The following is a 16,675-nucleotide window of genomic DNA, read 5'->3' on the forward strand; positions in this document are numbered from 1 at the left end:
GTGCTAAGGTTGGGAACACGACTGGCCTCGGATCTTCGCCGTCCTCGACATTCAAGCCAGCGTTGACAGGACAGGAGCAGGTCAATGGATTCCGCTGCCGATACCTCTTCAAACACCGCGCGTCATACCCCGATTACCCGTCGCCTGGTCGTGGCGGTCGGGGCGCTGTTTGTCCTGGGCGTCCTGGTGGCGATTGCCGCGCTGTTCAATATTGCGCAAAAGCTGGATGCGGAGGATGAGCGCAAGACGCATTTCTATACCGAGCGCGCCCTCGAGAATCGCATCACCGCCTCGAAAAACTACATCGCCAGTTATGCCTATTGGACCACTGCCTACGATCACCTCAACGGCGAAGTCGACGTGCAATGGGCCTACGCCGAACAGAACATGGGCAAGACCTTGTTCACCAATGACGAATACGAGGGTGTGTTTGTCGTTGATCGGCAACGCACGAAATATGCCGTGGTGCGTGGGCGTAATGTTCAGGAGGACGCCGCAGCTCATGTGAGTATGCCGCTGACGGATCTGGTGGACCAGCTCCAGGCGCAGCCCGATCTGACGATGTCTACGATCCGCTACACATTGTTCGAGGGGTGGCCGGCCATCGTCACCGCTTCGGTGATTCTGCCCAACGACGAACGACCCCAAGTCGAGTCCAAAGGCACTTCGGTCCTGCTGTTCGTCGACCAACTGACGCCCGTCAAGCTGCGCAAGCTGGGCAAGAGTTATGGCCTCACCGACTTGAATCTCAAGAAAGACACCGAACTTGAGCCCGGCCAGCCAGCCGTACCGCTGGACAGTACCGGCTACAGCCTGGTGTCCCGGCTGGAGCGACCGGGCCAGCAATTGCTCTGGTCCCTGGTGCCGCCGCTGGGTGGCGCGTTGCTGATCCTGGCCCTGCTGACCGCTTACTTTTTTCGCTATGCGTTACGCACGGCTCGGCATGTGGACGCCAGTTACGACAGCCTGGAACAGTCGGCCCATGCCCTGGAGGCCAGCGAGGAGCGCTTCCGGGCCGTGGCCGAGGCGGCTTCCGACTGGATTTGGGAAATCGACGGGCAACAACGCATCACCTATTTATCGGGGCGTTTCAATACGGTCACCGGGTTTTCCGATCAGCAATGGCTGGGGCAGGATATCGAGCAACTGCTGTATTGCGACACCACGCCGATTGCCCTCTGGTTGGGCAAATTGACACAGGAGCATAACGCCAACAACTTGCGCTGTTCCTATCGCGATTATTCCGGGCAACTGCGCTTCTGCCGAGTGTCGGCCCGCCCGATCTACGACAAGGCCGAGGTGGTGGGTTATCGCGGCACCGCCAGCGACATCACCGATGAAGTGGCGGCCCATGCCCAGGTCCAGCATCTGTCGATGCACGATGCGCTGACCGGCCTGCCGAACCGCAACAAGCTGGCGCGGCACCTGGATGATGCGCTGGTGGCCAAGGAGCATTCCGTCCCCCTGACGTTGCTGATGGTCGACCTGGATAACTTCAAGCCGATCAACGACTCCCTCGGCCACCCGGCCGGTGATGCGGTATTGCTGGAAGTGGCCCAGCGACTGCGCGATTGCACCCGCGAGCAGGACCTGGTGGCACGCCTGGGGGGCGATGAGTTCGTGGTGGTGCTCACCGGGATGGAGAACACCACTGAGATCGACCGATTCTGTGCGCGACTGATCGACAGCCTGCAGCAACCGATTCTCTATGAAACCCATTCGTTGCACATCGGCGCCAGCATTGGCATTGCCGTCAGCCGCCGCCAGGGTTACGTACCGGGTGAACTGATCCGCTGTGCCGACATCGCCTTGTACCAGGCCAAGTCCGAGGGCAAGAAAACCTGGTGCTATTTCGCTTCGCAGATGAACGATCAGATCCAGCATCGTCGCCAACTGGAAAGCGACTTGCGCCAGGCCGTGAAGAAAAACGAATTCGTCCTGCATTTCCAGCCGCGCTACACCGTCGATGGGCGGGAGATCGTAGCGGTCGAGGCGTTGGTTCGCTGGCAGCATCCGACCCAAGGCTTGTTGAGCCCCGATGCCTTCATTCCCTTGGCCGAGCAAACCGACCTGATTGTCCCGCTTTCGCGCTGGGTATTGCGTGAGGCCTGCGAAACCGCGCTGACCTGGCCTGGGGAATTTGATGGTCTCGGTCAACCTGTCACCGGCGCAGTTCGAGCGTAGCGATGTGGTGGAGGATGTACGGCAGATATTGATCGAAACCCGTTTTCCGGCGAGTCGCCTGGAACTCGAGATCACTGAAAACGTGATGCTCAACGATGTTGATGGCGCCCTGCAGGTCATGAACGCCCTGAAGGAACTGGGCGTGCGCTTGAACATGGACGATTTCGGTACCGGTTACTCGTCTCTCGGCTACCTGCGCACCTATCCATTTGATGGCATCAAGATCGACAAGCGTTTTATTGCTTCCATGAGCAACAGCAGCAACGATCGCGCCGTGGTGCAGGCAATCATCAACCTGGGCAAGGCCATGGGCTTGACGGTCACTGCCGAGGGGGTGGAAACCCTGGCCCAGCTCGGGTCATTGGGTACGGACCAATGCCACGAAGTACAGGGTTATTTCCTCAGCCGGCCGATCGACAGGCAAGCCTTTGCACAGTTGTTGGCGAATGGTCAGCCCTTGTCGAAAACGGGCTCCTGAAGATCTGTTGCAACCACTGCGTCCGGTTGTCGGTCACAACTGTGACTTGGCATTTCGGGTTCTGGACCTTTGAAAAACCTTCGGATCGCGACCTTCAACATTAATGGCATCCGCGCCCGGCTGCCCAACCTGCTGGAATGGCTAGAGCGGGAGAGCCCCGACATCGTCTGTTTGCAGGAGCTCAAGGCCGTGGACAAGGACTTCCCGGCGGCGGAGTTGGAGTCGGTGGGGTATGGGGCGATCTGGCACGGGCAGGCGTCCTGGAACGGTGTTGCGATCCTGGCCCGTGACGCGCAGCCGCTGGAGAGCCGGCGAGGCCTGCCCGGCGCAGACGACGACAGCCATAGTCGCTATCTGGAGGCGGCGGTCCATGGTGTGCTGGTGGGCTGCCTTTACCTGCCCAACGGCAACCCGCAACCGGGTCCGAAGTTCGACTACAAGCTGGCGTGGTTCGAACGGCTGATCGACTATGCCCAAGGGTTGCAGGCCAGTGATCATCCGGTGGTGCTGGCCGGTGACTATAATGTAGTGCCCACCGACATGGACATCTACAACCCGCGTTCCTGGCTCAAGGATGCGCTGTTGCAGCCTGAAAGCCGCGCGTGCTATCAGCGGCTGCTGGACCAGGGCTGGACCGATTCGTTGCGCCACCTGTATCCGGACGAGCGGATCTACACCTTCTGGGATTATTTTCGCCAGCACTGGCAGAAAAACTCCGGACTGCGCATCGATCACCTACTGCTCAACCCGGCGGCCAGCGCCTACCTGAGCGATGCCGGCGTCGACGCCTGGGTCCGCAATCAACCTCACCCCAGCGACCACGCGCCCACCTGGATCCGGCTGGCTTCACGCAAGCGGCGGTGAGCAGGCAGCGCCCCGGTCGCTTGTTGTCTCTGTGAGGGGAATGTCTTATACCTGGCGCCCAATGGCAGTGCGTATGTCGTGTGCGCTGCGCGACCCCGGAAAAGGACACCCTCATGAGTCATCCCCAACTGAGCGACACGGCCCGCTATCTACGGCGCCTGGGCTTCGATGCACCCCCGGCGCCAACCCTCGACACGTTGCGTCAACTGCAATGGCGCCATACCGCCGAATTCCCCTTTGAAACCCTCTCGACGTTGCTGCGCCAACCCGTGCCCATCGACCTTGAATCGGTCGAACGAAAAGTGTTTGAACAAGGGCGCGGAGGCTATTGCTATGAACTCAACCAATTGTTCCTGGCGTTGTTGCAGGCGCTGGGTTTCGAGGCCCGGGGCATCACCGGCCGCGTGGTGATGAATGCGCCTGAAGGCACTTGGGCTGCCCGCACCCATAGGCTGAGCCTGGTGACGCTCGACGGTGTGCGCTACATCACCGACGTCGGCTTCGGTGGCATGGTGCCAACTGCGCCGCTGCTGCTGGACAGCCGTGATGCACAAGTCACGCCCCATGAGCCGTACCGTATCGAGACCCATGCGGACGGTTACCTGTTGCGCGCCAACGTGGCCGATGAATGGCGACCGATGTACCTGTTCGATCTGCAACGCCAGGAAGACATCGACTACACCCTGGGCAATTGGTATGTCTGCAGCCATCCTGAGTCGCCGTTCATGGGCCGGTTGATGGTCGCGCGCACCGGTGATGGGCTGCGCAAGACCCTGAACGGCAACAGCTATGCCGTGCACCGGATAGGGCAGGAGAGTGAACGACGATCGCTCACCGATGCCGACGAATTGATCGACGTGCTGGAACAGGAGTTCGACCTGCGCGTACCGCCTCGCGAGCTGCTGCGACCAGCAGTCGTGGGCTTGCTCCAGCCATAAAAAGGCTGGTGGGCAGAAATCCTGTTCCTGGGTAGGGTAACAAGTTGTATACAACTCTATGGACATTTGTCCTGAGTTTTGAATACAGTGTGCCCATAACAAAAAACAGGGAATTCCCGAACCATGAAAACGCCCCATGTTTCACTCCCACGGCCCGAGGACGAAAACCTTGGCGTCGGCGCGAATATGGCTTACGGCCTGCAACATGTGTTGACCATGTACGGCGGCATCGTCGCCGTGCCGTTGATCATCGGCCAGGCAGCCGGGCTTTCGCCGGCTGATATCGGTCTGTTGATTGCCGCGTCATTGTTCGCAGGGGGCTTGGCGACGTTGCTGCAAACCCTTGGCTTGCCGTTTTTCGGCTGCCAGTTGCCCTTGGTGCAAGGCGTATCGTTCTCGGGCGTCGCAACCATGGTGGCGATTGTCGGCAGCGGCGGGGAGGGCGGCTTTCAAGCCATCCTTGGTGCGGTGATCGCAGCGTCGCTGATTGGTTTGCTGATTACCCCGGTGTTTTCGCGCATCACCCGATTCTTTCCGCCCTTGGTCACTGGCATCGTGATCACCACTATCGGCCTGACCCTGATGCCGGTGGCGGCGCGTTGGGCGATGGGCGGCAACAGTCACGCCGCTGATTTCGGCAGCATGGCCAACATCGGCCTGGCCGCGGTGACGCTGGTACTGGTGCTGTTACTGAGCAAAATGGGCAGCGCCACCATCTCCCGGTTATCGATTCTGTTGGCGATGGTCCTTGGCACTGTCATCGCGGTGTTCCTCGGCATGGCCGATTTTTCATCGGTCAGCCAAGGCCCGATGTTCGGCTTCCCGACACCGTTCCATTTCGGCATGCCGACCTTCCACATCGCCGCGATCCTGTCGATGTGCATTGTGATCATGGTGACCCTGGTGGAAACTTCCGCCGACATTCTGGCCGTGGGTGAGATCATCGACACCAAAGTCGACTCGAGACGCCTGGGCAACGGCTTGCGGGCCGATATGCTGTCGAGCATGATCGCGCCGATCTTCGGTTCTTTCACCCAGAGCGCCTTTGCCCAGAACGTCGGGCTGGTGGCGGTGACCGGGATCAAGAGCCGTTTCGTGGTGGCGACCGGCGGGGTGTTTCTGGTGGTGCTCGGCCTGCTGCCGTTCATGGGGCGGGTGATCGCGGCGGTGCCGACCTCGGTGCTGGGCGGTGCCGGTATCGTGCTGTTCGGCACAGTGGCTGCCAGTGGCATCCGCACGCTGTCGAAAGTCGATTACCGCAACAACGTCAACCTGATCATCGTCGCCACCTCCATCGGTTTTGGCATGATCCCTATTGCCGCACCGAACTTCTACGATCATTTCCCAAGCTGGTTCGCGACCATCTTTCATTCGGGCATCAGTTCTTCGGCAATCATGGCGATCGTGCTGAACCTGGCGTTCAACCACCTCACTGCGGGTAACTCCGACCAACAGTCGGTTTTCGCTGCCGGCACCGAGCGGGTGTTGCGTTACCAGGACCTGGCGGCGCTGCGCGAAGGCGATTACTTCAGCGACGGCAAGCTGCATGATTGCGACGGTAACGAGATTCCCGTGGTGGCGGAGTCTGTTCACGAGCCGGCGGGGCATGGGCCGATCCGCCTGAAAAGCAGCGAGCACGTCTGACCATTACACTGTGGCGAGGGGATTTATCCCCGCTGGGCTGCGCAGCAGCCCCTAAGCAGTCAACTTAACCGCCTGACACACTGGGTTGTCGGCATTCAGGGCCGCTTCGCGCCCCAGCGGACATGAAAAAGCCTGTGATCAAGGATCACAGGCTTTTTTGTGCCGCTCGAAAGAGCTGATTACCAGCGGCCGTAATGGCCCCGTGGTGGGCCGTAGTAGTAGCCCCGTGGTGGCCCGTAATACACCGGTGCCGGGCGATAGTAGATCGGTTGCTCTACATACACCGGTTGTGGCTGGTAATAGACCGGTGGTGGCGGCTGGTAGTAGACCGGCTGCGGCTGGACGTAGACCGGTTGCTGCACATACACCGGCCGATCACGGTTGATGATGGCCGAGCCGACGATGGCCGAACCGACGATTGCGCCAAACACTGCGGGCCCCTCCCAACCACCACGACCGTGGGCGGATGCCTGGCCGGTGACCGCGAGTGCCCCCATGAGCAGGGCGATGATGGGAAGTTTACGATTCATGGCTGTTCCTCGTTTCGGCCCCGGCGCCTGTGGTCTGCAACAGACCCGATGAGGGTCGCGGGGTTACTTGCTATGACAGCGATTTTCTCAAGATTTGCGACGCCGTTGGGTAAATATTGTGTAAGGTCTGTAGCGCTTTTCTTTACCGCGCCGCGCCATCCAGCGGCCTGAGATCGGGCCGTGCCGGACGGTATCATCATCGAATAAACCTTTCGCGACGGTATTTCCGTCTGTCCGAAAGTGAACGCAAGGAGACACGCATGCAGATCAATCCCGACAAAGACACCCAACTGTGCATGTCGCTCTCGGGGCGTCCCGGAAACTTCGGCCTGCGCTTTCATAATCATTTGTATGAACAATTGGGCCTGAACTTCTATTACAAGGCGTTCAGCAGCCAGGACCTGCCTGGAGCGGTGGGCGGTATCCGCGCCCTGGGCATTCGCGGCTGCGGCGTGTCGATGCCGTTCAAGGAAGCCTGCATCGCCCTGGTGGACGAGCTGGATCCTTCCGCCGCCGCGATCCAATCCATCAACACCATCGTCAATACCAACGGCCATCTGAAGGCCTACAACACGGATTACATCGCCATCGCCCAGTTGCTGCAAAGCCACGCCGTGCCCAAGGACTCGACCTTTGCCCTGCGCGGCAGCGGCGGCATGGCCAAGGCTGTGGCCAGTGCCTTGCGTGATGGGGGCTACAAGAACGGGCTGATCGTTGCCCGCAATGAAACCGCCGGGCGAGCCTTGGCCGAGTCCCTGGGGTATGAATGGCAAGCTGAACTGGGTAGCCGACGGCCGCAGATGCTGATCAACGTCACGCCGATCGGCATGACCGGTGGCCCGGAGGCCGACCAATTGGCGTTCGAGCCCGAGACCATCGCCGCGGCCGAGACCGTGTTCGATGTCGTGGCGATCCCGTCGGAAACGCCACTGATCGTGCGCGCCCGGGCCGAAGGCAAACGGGTCATCACCGGGCTGGAAGTCATTGCGATCCAGGCCCTGGAGCAGTTTGTGCTGTACACCGGTGTGCGGCCCAACCTGGAGCAATTCGAAAAAGCCGTCGCCTTCGCCCGGTCGGCGTAGGCGCTGCTATTCCAGCCGCGCCAGGCGTTCTTCCAGTGCCGCGATCCGCGCTTCGAGCTCTTCGATGCGTTCCAGCGAGACACCGCCGCCGGCGCCGCGCTCCACCGGGTGCTGGCGAGCGGCGAGAATTGCTTCGATGTCAGCCGGGTCGCCCATGGCGTGCACATAGCGGTCCTCGCGCTGGCCGGCCTGGCGGGGCACCAGCAGCGCCAGCCCACGGGCGATCAGGCGTTCAAGCTGGTGCAGTACTTGTTCGACATCTTCGAAGTCGTGCATCCGTGCGCTGCGGGTCAGTAGCTCATTGACCGTTTGCGGGCCACGCAGGAACAGCAACCCCATCAGGACCACTTGGGCCGGCACCAGCTCCAGGGCTTTGTCGACCCGATGCTCCCAACGGTCGGCGCGGCTGCCCATCACCAGCTTGGTAAAGCCGCGACCTTCCAGCGCCCGCAGGCTCTGGCCGACCTGGCCCGGGTTGAGGTTCATCACCGGTTCGCGGCTGGTTTTCTGGTTGCAGGCCAGTACCAGGGCGTTGAGGGTCAGCGGGTAGGTCTCGGGGTTGGTGGCCTGCTTCTCGACCAGCGCGCCGAGGATGCGGATTTCCGTGCTATTGAGCCGTGGTTCTTCAGCCTGCTGTTGTTCTTCGATGCTCATCGCGCGTTCCCTATGCTGTGGAAGCCGCCTAGCCTAATCCTTGCGCAATAAAAGACAAGCCGTGCAACAAGCCGTGGCTATAATCGCAGCCGTTTGATTCATTCTTTCCTGCCACCTGCATGAGATTGCCATGACTATTTCCCTGTACGCCGCTTCCGTCCCGGTTTTCAAGCAGATGCTCAACGCGTTGAGCGACGTTCTGAACAAGGCCGAAGCCCACGCCACCGCGAAGAACATCGACCCGAACGCCTTCCTGCAAGCCCGCCTGTACCCGGACATGTTCCCGCTGGTGCGCCAGGTGCAGATCGCGGTGGACTTCGCCAAAGGTGTGACTGCACGCCTGGCTGAGGTCGAAGTGCCGAAGTATGACGACAGCGAGACGACCTTCGCCGAGCTGCAAGCCCTTATCGCCAAGGTATTGGCCTTCATCGATGGCATCCGCCCTGAGCAGATCGATGGCAAGGAAGGTATCGAAATCGTCACCCGCCCGGGCACACCGAAGGAGAAGCGCTTCAGCGGCCAGAACTACCTGCTGACCTACGGCCTGCCGCAGTTCTTCTTCCACGTCACCACCACCTACGCATTGCTGCGCCACAATGGCGTGGAAGTGGGCAAGCGCGACTACATGGGCGCGTTCTAACCCCACAGGCATGAAGAAGCCCGGGACGGTGTGGGCCGTTCCCGGGCTTTTTTGTGGCTGCTGCTTATTAGGAGCAGCTTGTAAGTCATCTGTGAGTTATCTGCCTCTATCGCGAGCTTGCTCGCTCCCGCGTGGCTTGCGACAGACACAAATCCAATGCGGGAGCGAGCCTGCTCGCGATGACGGCATCACAGACCTCACAAGAGGCAGGTCGATCCTGATTACGCCGTACGCGCGAGCTTCTCTTCCTCACCCAGGCAAGCCGCCGCCGTGAACAGCACATCCGTGGACGAGTTCAACGCAGTCTCCGCCGAGTCCTGCAAGACACCGATGATAAAGCCCACCGCGACCACTTGCATGGCGATCTCGCTGGGAATGCCGAACAGGCTGCACGCCAGGGGAATCAGCAACAGCGAACCGCCGGCCACCCCGGATGCACCGCACGCGCAAATGGCCGCGACAACGCTCAGCAGCACGGCTGTTGGCACATCCACTGCGATGCCCAGGGTATGCACGGCCGCCAGGGTCAGTACGGTGATGGTAATGGCAGCGCCCGCCATGTTGATGGTCGCGCCCAGCGGGATCGACACCGAATAGGTGTCTTCGTGCAGGCCCAGGCGTTTGCTCAGTTCCAGGTTCACCGGAATATTCGCCGCCGAGCTGCGGGTGAAAAACGCCGTGATGCCACTCTCGCGCAGGCAGGTGAATACCAGCGGGTAGGGGTTGCGACGCAGTTTCCAGAACACGATGAGTGGGTTGATCACCAACGCCACGAACAGCATGCAGCCGATCAACACGGTGAGCAGGTGCAGGTAGCCGAGCAGGGCGCCGAAGCCGGAAGTGGCCAGCGTCGAGGCTACCAGGCCGAAGATCCCCAACGGGGCGAAGCTGATCACCAGGCGCACGATCACGGTCACGCCGTTGGACAGGTCGTCGAGTACGGTGCGCGTGGTCTGGCCAGCATGGCGAATGGCGATACCCATGCCGATGGCCCAGGCCAGGATGCCGATGAAGTTACCGTCCATCAGCGCCCGGACCGGGTTGTCCACCACGCTGAGCAGCAGGCTTTGCAGCACTTCGCTGATGCCGCCGGGCGCCGTGACCGCGACGTCTTGGGTCGACAGCACGAGGCTGGAGGGAAACAGCGTACTGGCCACCACCGCGACCACCGCAGCGGCGAAAGTGCCCAGCAGGTAGAGGAACAGGATCGGCCGGATATGGGTTTCCTGGCCGTGCTTGTGGTTGGCGATCGAGGCCATGACCAGCACGAATACCAGGATCGGCGCCACGGCCTTGAGCGCGGAAACGAAGACCTTGCCGATGAATGCGGTGGACTTCGCCAGGTCGGGCGCCAGCCATGCCAGGACAATACCGGCGATCAGGCCGATGATGATTTGCGTCACCAGGCTGGTGCGTTTGAGGCGTTGCAATGGGGTAACGGACGAAGCTGTCATAGCGGCATCTCTGATTTTATTGTGTGCGACGGTCGACGAGTCAGGGCAACAAGCGGGCAGGCCACATGAGCGGACCGAGAGGAAGTACGGCGTTTGCAGGCCGCGAACTTTATCACAGCCGGTAAAAAATCTGACGGACCTGTGACAGTCCGTCACCCTTTTCCAGACCATGGCATGCGTTTGTAAGACGCGCGCATTCTGTTAGGCTTTGCCGTTCTCACCTTCTTACCGCCAGCGGGCCCTTGGGCTAACGCTGGTGTCGTCGTTTCGCTGGAGTTTTGCATGTTGTTACCCATTTTCCTGTTGTCAGCCGCCGGTTTTACCGTGCTGACCACGGAATTCGTCATCGTTGGCCTGTTGCCCTCCATCGCCCGTGACCTGCACGTCACTATTCCCCAGGCCGGATTGCTGGTGACGTTGTTCGCGTTTACGGTGGCCGCGTTCGGGCCATTTCTGACCGCCTGGTTCGCCCGCTTCGAGCGGCGCAAGTTGTTTATCAGCGTGCTGGTCATGTTCGGCCTGGCCAACATGCTCGCCGCGTTCGCCCCCAACATCTGGGTGATGGCCATCGCCCGGTTGATTCCGGCCCTGGGCCTGCCGGTGTTCTGGGCGCTGGCCAGTGAAACGGCGGTGGATATTGTCGGTCCGCAGCTAGCCGGACGAGCCATCGCCCGGATCGGCTTCGGTATCGTCTGTGCCACGGTGTTCGGCATTCCCGTGGGCACGTTGATTTCCGACGCGTTTGGCTGGCGCAGCGCGTTCGCGATCCTGGCGGTCATCGCCTTCGCCAAGGCATTGCTGCTGTTTATCTACTTGCCGAAAACCAACCTGCACCAGCATCAGGTGAGCTTCCGTTCGCAATTCAAGATCCTGCGCAGCCCGTTGATGCAAGGGCATGTGCTGCTGTCGATCCTGGTGTTCAGCGGCATGTTCACCGCCTACACCTATCTGGCGGATATCCTCGAGCGCCTCGCCGGATTCGACGGCACTTTGGTGGGCTGGTGCCTGATGGGCTTCGGCGCCGTCGGCCTGCTGGGCAATTCCCTGGGCGGCCGCGCGGTGGACCGGCACCCGTTGATCGCATCGATGGTGTTCTGCCTGTTCCTGATCGGCGGCATGGTGGCGTTGGTGCCAAGCATTCATTCGCCCCTAGCGCTGGCGGCGGCGATGGGCATTTGGGGCGTGACCCAGGCGGCTTTGTTCCTGGTCAGCCATGTGCGGCTGATGAAGGCGGCCCCACAGGCTCCGGCGTTTGCCGCATCGTTGAACATTGCCGGGGCCAACCTGGGGATTGGCCTGGGGGCGATGGTCGGTGGCCGGGTCATCGATACCCTGGGCCTGGGTAGTGTCGGGTTTGCGGCGGCCGGGTTCATATTCGTATCGATCCTGCTGGCGTTGCTCCTGATGACCTTCAAGCCCCGGGTTACCTGCTAGGCACTGAACAACTCGCGTCGGGCGCCTTCGGCAATCGCGACGATGCCGGGGTGGCTGACCTTGCGCTCCACGGAAATGGCGTAGAAGGATTCGCTCACCGCATCGGTCTGGCCGATCACTTCTACGCCGTACTGGCGCTTCACCTCTTCGGCGATCACGCTTGGGCCGATGAAAATCCCGCTGCCGGATTGACCGAATGCCTGCATCAACGCGCTGTCGTCGAACTCGCCGACGATGCGCGGCTGGATCTGCTGTTCGGCGAACCAGCGTTGCAAGCGGCTGCGCACCACGGTTTCCGGCCCGGGAATCAGCAGCGGCGCGTCATGCAGGCCATGGGGGAAATCCTGCCCATAGCGTTCGGCCAGCGCAGCAGTGGCGAAAAAACTGATCCCGCATTCCCCCAGTTTCTGGCTGTAGCCCTTGATGTCCAGGTGAGTCGGCATCGGGCTGTCGGAAATCACCAGGTCAAGACGCTGGATCGCCAAGTCCGCCAGCAAGCGTTCGAGCTTGTCCTCGCGACAGGTGATGCGTAGCGGCTCGCTCAACTCCATGGTCGGTGCCAACAGTCGATAGACGATGGATTTGGGCACCACATCCGCCACCCCGACCCGAAACAGGGTTTGCTGTTCGTTGGGCTGGGCCCGCAGCATCAGCTCCAGTTCGCCGCCCAACTGGAACATGTGTTCGGCGTAGGGCAATGTCTGGCGACCGGCTTCGGTCAGTTCCAACTGCCGCCCGACCCGACGAAACAACTTGATGTTGTAGGTTTGCTCGAACAGGGAAATCTGCCCGCTGATGGTCTGTGGGGTCAGGTTCAACTGCTCGCACGCTCGCACGATGCTGCCGGTTTTCGCCACCACCCAGAAGTAATGCAATTGTCGGTAATTGAGCATGGGTTCACATGAGTTCGTAAAAACCGAAGTATAACCGCTGAAAATACGAATTTTCCTGAAGTATTCGCCTCTCTAGAATGCCTGGCCATTGGTGGGGCACTTTCGTGCTCCTTCTATTCTCAAGAGGCGTTCATTCCATGACATACAAATCTCTGGGGCTTGCAGCCTTGCTGGTGATGTCCGCAATGACACTGACGGGCTGTGAACAGGCTGAAAAAAGTGCCCAGCAGCTGATGGGGCAAGCCGCGCAAACCGCCAAGCAGGCCATCGACGATACCCACAAGGCCGCCGAACAGGCGATCAGCGAAGCCACTGGCGGGTTGATCAGCCCCAAGAAACAGCCGGCTGAAGAGCCTGAAAAATCAGAATCCTCTACCGAAACCATTTAACCCGTCACATCAGTCAGGACTGACCCATGGATTATCTTTTACAGCTCGCCGCCAGCCCCACTGCGTGGATCGCCCTGGCAACTCTGGTGGTCATGGAAATCGTGCTTGGCATCGATAACCTGATCTTCATTTCGATTCTGACCAATAAACTGCCGGCTCAGCATCGGGCCAAGGCGCGGCGGATCGGTATCGGCATGGCGCTGATCTTGCGCCTGGGCTTGTTGAGCACTATTGCCTTCATCGTGCAGTTGACCGAACCGGTCATCGAAATCCTGGGCCAGGCGTTTTCCTGGAAAGACATGATCCTGATCGCCGGCGGCCTGTTCCTGCTGTGGAAAGCGACCACTGAAATCCACCACAGCATGGATCCGGCACCAAATGATCCCAAGTCGACCACGTCCGGCGTGACCCTGGGCTTTGCCGCGGCAATCGGTCAGATCCTGATGTTGGACCTGGTGTTCTCCATCGACAGCATCATCACGGCCGTGGGCATGACCGAGCATCTGCCGATCATGATCATTGCAGTCGTTGTGTCGGTGATGGTGATGCTGCTGGCGGCCGAACCGCTCGCCAAGTTCATCAACGACAACCCGACAGTGGTCATGCTGGCCCTGGGCTTCCTGATCATGATCGGCATGACGCTGATCGCCGAAGGCTTCGGTGCCCATGTGCCCAAGGGCTATATCTACGCGGCCATGGCGTTCTCGGCGGCGATCGAGGTGTTGAACATGTTGTCCCGACGGGCCAGGGAAAAGGCGTTGGCCAACAACGCCTGATTCCAGGCAGACAGAAGCCACCCGGGCCCAGGCCCGGGTGGCTTTTTTTGTTTTGAATGGCGAGTGGTCAGTGTGCGGTGGCGTGGCGCCGGGCGGCTTTTGTGGTTTTTTCCGATTGCGCAGGTGGCGCGTGGTGATGGCGCCGGGTGATCCGAAGCACGCCCCACAGCATGGCCGTGGCTACGCTCAGCCAGCCGAATATCAGCATCAGAATTGTCGTGGTCAGGCTCATCTGTGCCTCCTTTTATCCCCGGTCCGGGATAACGCACCTAATTACATGGACAGTCTAGTCGCTCAAGTGTTGCAGATAATCGATCCATGGCGTTTGGGCACGGATCGGTTCGTTCTATCACCCTGGTAAAACTGCCGTTATGGCTATACCCATGGCGATGCGCACCTTATGATCGTCGACCCAAGCCTGGCCCGGATGCCAGGCGTCTGAACAAGAGAGTCATCATGTCGCCGGTCATTTCATCTTTTCGATCACTGGTACTGACGGTGTTCTGCCTCGTTGCCCTGGCGGGGTGTGCGGGCAGTGTGTCGCCACAGATCCAGCGCCTACCCGAGCGGGTGGAACTCAACAGCGTGCCGTTCTATCGCGGCGAAATGCATCAGGGCGCCCCGCAGTCCCTGGCCGCCGTGTTGACGTTGCAAGGCACTGTGATCACCCCGGGTTTGCTGGAGAAACCGTTGCATCTGCCGGGTGGCGAAGCCGGTTTGCAGCAGAATATGCAAACCCTGGCGCGCGAATACGGGTTGCTGGTGTATCCCCTCGACGCCAGGCTGCCTGCGCTGTTGGAGCAGGTCGCGGCAGGTTATCCGGTGCTGGTGCGCTATATAGGCGGTTCGGTGTTCTGGGCCGAACCTCGGTATGGGATTCTTGTCGGCTACAACCGTCAGAAGCAGACGGTATTGCTGCGATCAGGCATGAATCGGCGGCAACTGATGAGCTTCAGTGCCTTCGAATCGGCGTTCAAGAGTGCGGGCGGCTGGGCGGTGTTGCTCCAACGACCCACGCAACTGCCGGCCAATGTCGACTCGCAGCGTTGGCTGAAAGCGGCGGACGAATTGGCTGGGGCAGGGCAGGAGCAAGCGGCGGCGCGAGCTACCAAGACCCTGGGTGCGGCACATTGATCGTTCGCCCCGTTCGTCACTTGCCGGGCACAACCCGGCAGGCCTGAGGCTCTTATCGTCAGGGTCGGGCATTTTTCCGACCGTGATTGGAGGAGGTACGCATGGCACAGTCGAACACACCTACGGGGCCACATTCATCAGAGCATTCCAGCGGTGATGACCTGGGGTTCGATCCGGACTCGCCGGACCTTGAGGATCCTCAGGTCGATCCGGTAGGGCCGGCCAAGGCGCCTCTGGACGAGAAGAAGGATGAGGGCAAGCCCAAGCCTTATGATCCGCTGGGTGACCTGAAGCCATAAACAAGAAAGCCCCGACGAGTCGGGGCTTTCTTTATTTCGCGGAATTATTTGGAGGCTTCCACCACGCCAGTCTGACGGCTCTTGAGATTCTTGGCGGCCTTGTATTGCAGAGCCACCGCCGGCACGTCGGCGCTTTTTCCGGTCTCCACCCAACTACGTATCCGGCTGGCATCGGCGAAGTGCGTGTACTTGCCGAACGCATCGAGGATCACCAGCGCCATCGGGCGATTGCTCATCTTCGTCACCAGCACCAGGCAGTGACCGGCCTCGTTGGTAAAACCGGTCTTGGTCAACTGGATATCCCAGTTGGCTTTGTGGACCAAGTGATCGGTGTTACGAAAGCCCAGGCTGTACACCGGCTTGCGAAAGGTAACGGTCTTTTCCTTGGTGGTGCTCAGCTCGCTCAGCAGTGGGTACTTGCGAGCGGCGATCAGCAGCTTTGTCAGGTCCCGGGCGGTCGAAACGTTGTGGGTCGACAAGCCCGTCGGTTCGACGTAGTGAGTGCTGGTCATGCCCAGCGCCTTCGCCTTGGCGTTCATGGCGGCAATGAACGCTGCATAGCCGCCCGGATAGTGGTGGGCAAGGCTGGCGGCAGCGCGGTTCTCCGAAGACATCAGGGCGATCAGCAGCACGTCCCGGCGCGACAGTTCGCTGTTGAGCTTGACCCGGGAAAACACGCCCTTCATCTCTGGGGTGTTGGCGATGGTGATGGAAATGTACTCATCCAGGTTCTGTTTGGCATCCAGCACGATCAGGCCGGTCATCAGCTTGGTCACCGAAGCGATCGGCACCACCACGTCCGGGTTGCTCGAATAAACGACTTTATCTGTCTGGAGATCCAACAGGATCGCGCTGCCTGAAGCGACTTGCAGTTTTGACGTATCCCGTGGGGCCGCGATGGTTTCCTGCGCGTAGACATCCTGTGTGATAAAGGTGCCTGTGAAAGCGAAGAACAGGCTGAGGATCGAAAGACGGATTTTCACGCGAGTAGACTCGATAGAGTTGAAGGTGCCGTTGAGCAACGACTTTTACAAAAAACGTCGCATTTTAGGAGTATGGGCGACAGCAGCGCTATATGCCTGTATCGCCAAGGCTTGTGAATAAATAAAGTTTAATGAAGGGATATTTTGGCGAATCGAATCTGAAAAATTCGTAATTTGCGCGATCCAAAGATGCGATCGAGGCCTGGCTGCTCAAATCCGGTTGTCAAAAACACCTGTGGGAGCGAGTTTGCTCGCGATGGCGGCGTATCAGTCAACTTGGAGGTTGGCCGGTCCACCGC

At 60.2% G+C, this 16,675-nt stretch carries 16 protein-coding genes and 1 pseudogene; 11 read left to right on the forward strand and 6 right to left on the reverse strand.

What is annotated here, in order from left to right; all coding sequences use genetic code 11:
- Positions 1–84 precede the first annotated feature (84 nt).
- The 4 genes and pseudogenes from AC30D9_RS18100 to AC30D9_RS18115 all read left to right on the forward strand — a co-directional run bounded on the left by AC30D9_RS18100 (position 85) and on the right by AC30D9_RS18115 (position 6,108).
- A pseudogene (locus AC30D9_RS18100) lies at positions 85–2,662 on the forward strand (bifunctional diguanylate cyclase/phosphodiesterase).
- A gap of 69 nt (positions 2,663–2,731) precedes the next feature.
- Positions 2,732–3,526 (forward strand): exodeoxyribonuclease III, encoded by a 795-nt coding sequence (xth, locus tag AC30D9_RS18105; RefSeq protein WP_134923591.1) that lies wholly within the window; start codon positions 2,732–2,734, stop codon positions 3,524–3,526.
- Positions 3,527–3,639: 113 nt separating this feature from the next.
- Complete coding sequence (locus AC30D9_RS18110; protein WP_307571307.1) at positions 3,640–4,464, forward strand: arylamine N-acetyltransferase family protein; 825 nt, start codon at positions 3,640–3,642, stop codon at positions 4,462–4,464.
- Positions 4,465–4,587: 123 nt separating this feature from the next.
- Positions 4,588–6,108: a nucleobase:cation symporter-2 family protein gene (locus AC30D9_RS18115; protein ID WP_490144515.1), complete on the forward strand. Its 1,521-nt coding sequence runs from the start codon at positions 4,588–4,590 to the stop codon at positions 6,106–6,108.
- Positions 6,109–6,287: 179 nt separating this feature from the next.
- On the opposite strand, the gene AC30D9_RS18120 is transcribed toward AC30D9_RS18115, so the two are convergent.
- Positions 6,288–6,638, reverse strand: a complete 351-nt coding sequence (locus tag AC30D9_RS18120; RefSeq protein WP_109751626.1) for a hypothetical protein — start codon at positions 6,636–6,638, stop codon at positions 6,288–6,290.
- A 260-nt stretch (positions 6,639–6,898) separates the two neighbouring features.
- Between AC30D9_RS18120 and AC30D9_RS18125 the strand changes: the two genes are divergently transcribed.
- Positions 6,899–7,720: a shikimate 5-dehydrogenase gene (locus AC30D9_RS18125; protein WP_490144516.1), complete on the forward strand. Its 822-nt coding sequence runs from the start codon at positions 6,899–6,901 to the stop codon at positions 7,718–7,720.
- A gap of 6 nt (positions 7,721–7,726) precedes the next feature.
- On the opposite strand, the gene AC30D9_RS18130 is transcribed toward AC30D9_RS18125, so the two are convergent.
- Entirely contained in the window at positions 7,727–8,374 is a 648-nt protein-coding gene (locus tag AC30D9_RS18130) for a YceH family protein (RefSeq protein ID WP_109751628.1), read from the reverse strand.
- Positions 8,375–8,504: 130 nt separating this feature from the next.
- Between AC30D9_RS18130 and AC30D9_RS18135 the strand changes: the two genes are divergently transcribed.
- Positions 8,505–9,014: a DUF1993 domain-containing protein gene (locus tag AC30D9_RS18135; protein ID WP_490144517.1), complete on the forward strand. Its 510-nt coding sequence runs from the start codon at positions 8,505–8,507 to the stop codon at positions 9,012–9,014.
- Between the two features lie 221 nt (positions 9,015–9,235).
- On the opposite strand, the gene sstT is transcribed toward AC30D9_RS18135, so the two are convergent.
- Positions 9,236–10,468, reverse strand: a complete 1,233-nt coding sequence (sstT, locus tag AC30D9_RS18140; RefSeq protein WP_134923598.1) for a serine/threonine transporter SstT — start codon at positions 10,466–10,468, stop codon at positions 9,236–9,238.
- 282 nt (positions 10,469–10,750) lie between these two features.
- Between sstT and AC30D9_RS18145 the strand changes: the two genes are divergently transcribed.
- Positions 10,751–11,902: an MFS transporter gene (locus AC30D9_RS18145; RefSeq protein ID WP_109751631.1), complete on the forward strand. Its 1,152-nt coding sequence runs from the start codon at positions 10,751–10,753 to the stop codon at positions 11,900–11,902.
- Here AC30D9_RS18145 and nhaR read toward each other — a convergent pair.
- Positions 11,899–12,795, reverse strand: coding sequence for a transcriptional activator NhaR (gene nhaR / locus AC30D9_RS18150; protein ID WP_063322135.1), 897 nt, complete (start codon positions 12,793–12,795; stop codon positions 11,899–11,901). The genes AC30D9_RS18145 and nhaR overlap by 4 nt on opposite strands.
- 137 nt (positions 12,796–12,932) lie before the next feature.
- Between nhaR and AC30D9_RS18155 the strand changes: the two genes are divergently transcribed.
- Both AC30D9_RS18155 and AC30D9_RS18160 read left to right on the forward strand, forming a co-directional pair.
- Positions 12,933–13,184 (forward strand): hypothetical protein, encoded by a 252-nt coding sequence (locus AC30D9_RS18155; RefSeq protein ID WP_307571303.1) that lies wholly within the window; start codon positions 12,933–12,935, stop codon positions 13,182–13,184.
- Positions 13,185–13,210: 26 nt separating this feature from the next.
- Positions 13,211–13,960 carry a TerC family protein gene (locus tag AC30D9_RS18160; protein WP_134923601.1) on the forward strand — a complete coding sequence of 250 codons (750 nt, stop codon included), beginning with the start codon at positions 13,211–13,213 and terminating at the stop codon, positions 13,958–13,960.
- A gap of 67 nt (positions 13,961–14,027) precedes the next feature.
- On the opposite strand, the gene AC30D9_RS18165 is transcribed toward AC30D9_RS18160, so the two are convergent.
- The gene (locus AC30D9_RS18165) at positions 14,028–14,192 is read right to left on the reverse strand and encodes a hypothetical protein (RefSeq protein WP_167659309.1); all 165 of its coding nucleotides are present in this window, start codon (positions 14,190–14,192) and stop codon (positions 14,028–14,030) included.
- A gap of 224 nt (positions 14,193–14,416) precedes the next feature.
- Here AC30D9_RS18165 and AC30D9_RS18170 point away from each other — a divergent pair, with 224 nt between their 5' ends.
- Positions 14,417–15,094 carry a peptidase C39 family protein gene (locus AC30D9_RS18170; RefSeq protein ID WP_134923602.1) on the forward strand — a complete coding sequence of 226 codons (678 nt, stop codon included), beginning with the start codon at positions 14,417–14,419 and terminating at the stop codon, positions 15,092–15,094.
- 101 nt (positions 15,095–15,195) lie between these two features.
- Entirely contained in the window at positions 15,196–15,393 is a 198-nt protein-coding gene (locus AC30D9_RS18175) for a DUF6021 family protein (RefSeq protein ID WP_134923603.1), read from the forward strand.
- A gap of 44 nt (positions 15,394–15,437) precedes the next feature.
- Here AC30D9_RS18175 and pbpG read toward each other — a convergent pair whose 3' ends face one another.
- Complete coding sequence (pbpG, locus tag AC30D9_RS18180) at positions 15,438–16,376, reverse strand: D-alanyl-D-alanine endopeptidase (protein WP_134923604.1); 939 nt, start codon at positions 16,374–16,376, stop codon at positions 15,438–15,440.
- Between the last annotated feature and the right edge of the window lie 299 nt (positions 16,377–16,675).

The sequence above is a fragment of the Pseudomonas sp. DF11 genome, from assembly GCF_058148565.1.

Coding starts and splice junctions, on each gene's coding strand:
- AC30D9_RS18110 (WP_307571307.1), top strand. CDS start 3,640: ATGAGTCATCCCCAACTGAGCGACACGGCCCGCTATCTACGGCGCCTG.
- AC30D9_RS18115 (WP_490144515.1), top strand. CDS start 4,588: ATGAAAACGCCCCATGTTTCACTCCCACGGCCCGAGGACGAAAACCTT.
- AC30D9_RS18120 (WP_109751626.1), bottom strand. CDS start 6,638: ATGAATCGTAAACTTCCCATCATCGCCCTGCTCATGGGGGCACTCGCG.
- AC30D9_RS18125 (WP_490144516.1), top strand. CDS start 6,899: ATGCAGATCAATCCCGACAAAGACACCCAACTGTGCATGTCGCTCTCG.
- AC30D9_RS18130 (WP_109751628.1), bottom strand. CDS start 8,374: ATGAGCATCGAAGAACAACAGCAGGCTGAAGAACCACGGCTCAATAGC.
- AC30D9_RS18135 (WP_490144517.1), top strand. CDS start 8,505: ATGACTATTTCCCTGTACGCCGCTTCCGTCCCGGTTTTCAAGCAGATG.
- sstT (WP_134923598.1), bottom strand. CDS start 10,468: ATGACAGCTTCGTCCGTTACCCCATTGCAACGCCTCAAACGCACCAGC.
- AC30D9_RS18145 (WP_109751631.1), top strand. CDS start 10,751: ATGTTGTTACCCATTTTCCTGTTGTCAGCCGCCGGTTTTACCGTGCTG.
- nhaR (WP_063322135.1), bottom strand. CDS start 12,795: ATGCTCAATTACCGACAATTGCATTACTTCTGGGTGGTGGCGAAAACC.
- AC30D9_RS18155 (WP_307571303.1), top strand. CDS start 12,933: ATGACATACAAATCTCTGGGGCTTGCAGCCTTGCTGGTGATGTCCGCA.
- AC30D9_RS18160 (WP_134923601.1), top strand. CDS start 13,211: ATGGATTATCTTTTACAGCTCGCCGCCAGCCCCACTGCGTGGATCGCC.
- AC30D9_RS18165 (WP_167659309.1), bottom strand. CDS start 14,192: ATGAGCCTGACCACGACAATTCTGATGCTGATATTCGGCTGGCTGAGC.
- AC30D9_RS18170 (WP_134923602.1), top strand. CDS start 14,417: ATGTCGCCGGTCATTTCATCTTTTCGATCACTGGTACTGACGGTGTTC.
- AC30D9_RS18175 (WP_134923603.1), top strand. CDS start 15,196: ATGGCACAGTCGAACACACCTACGGGGCCACATTCATCAGAGCATTCC.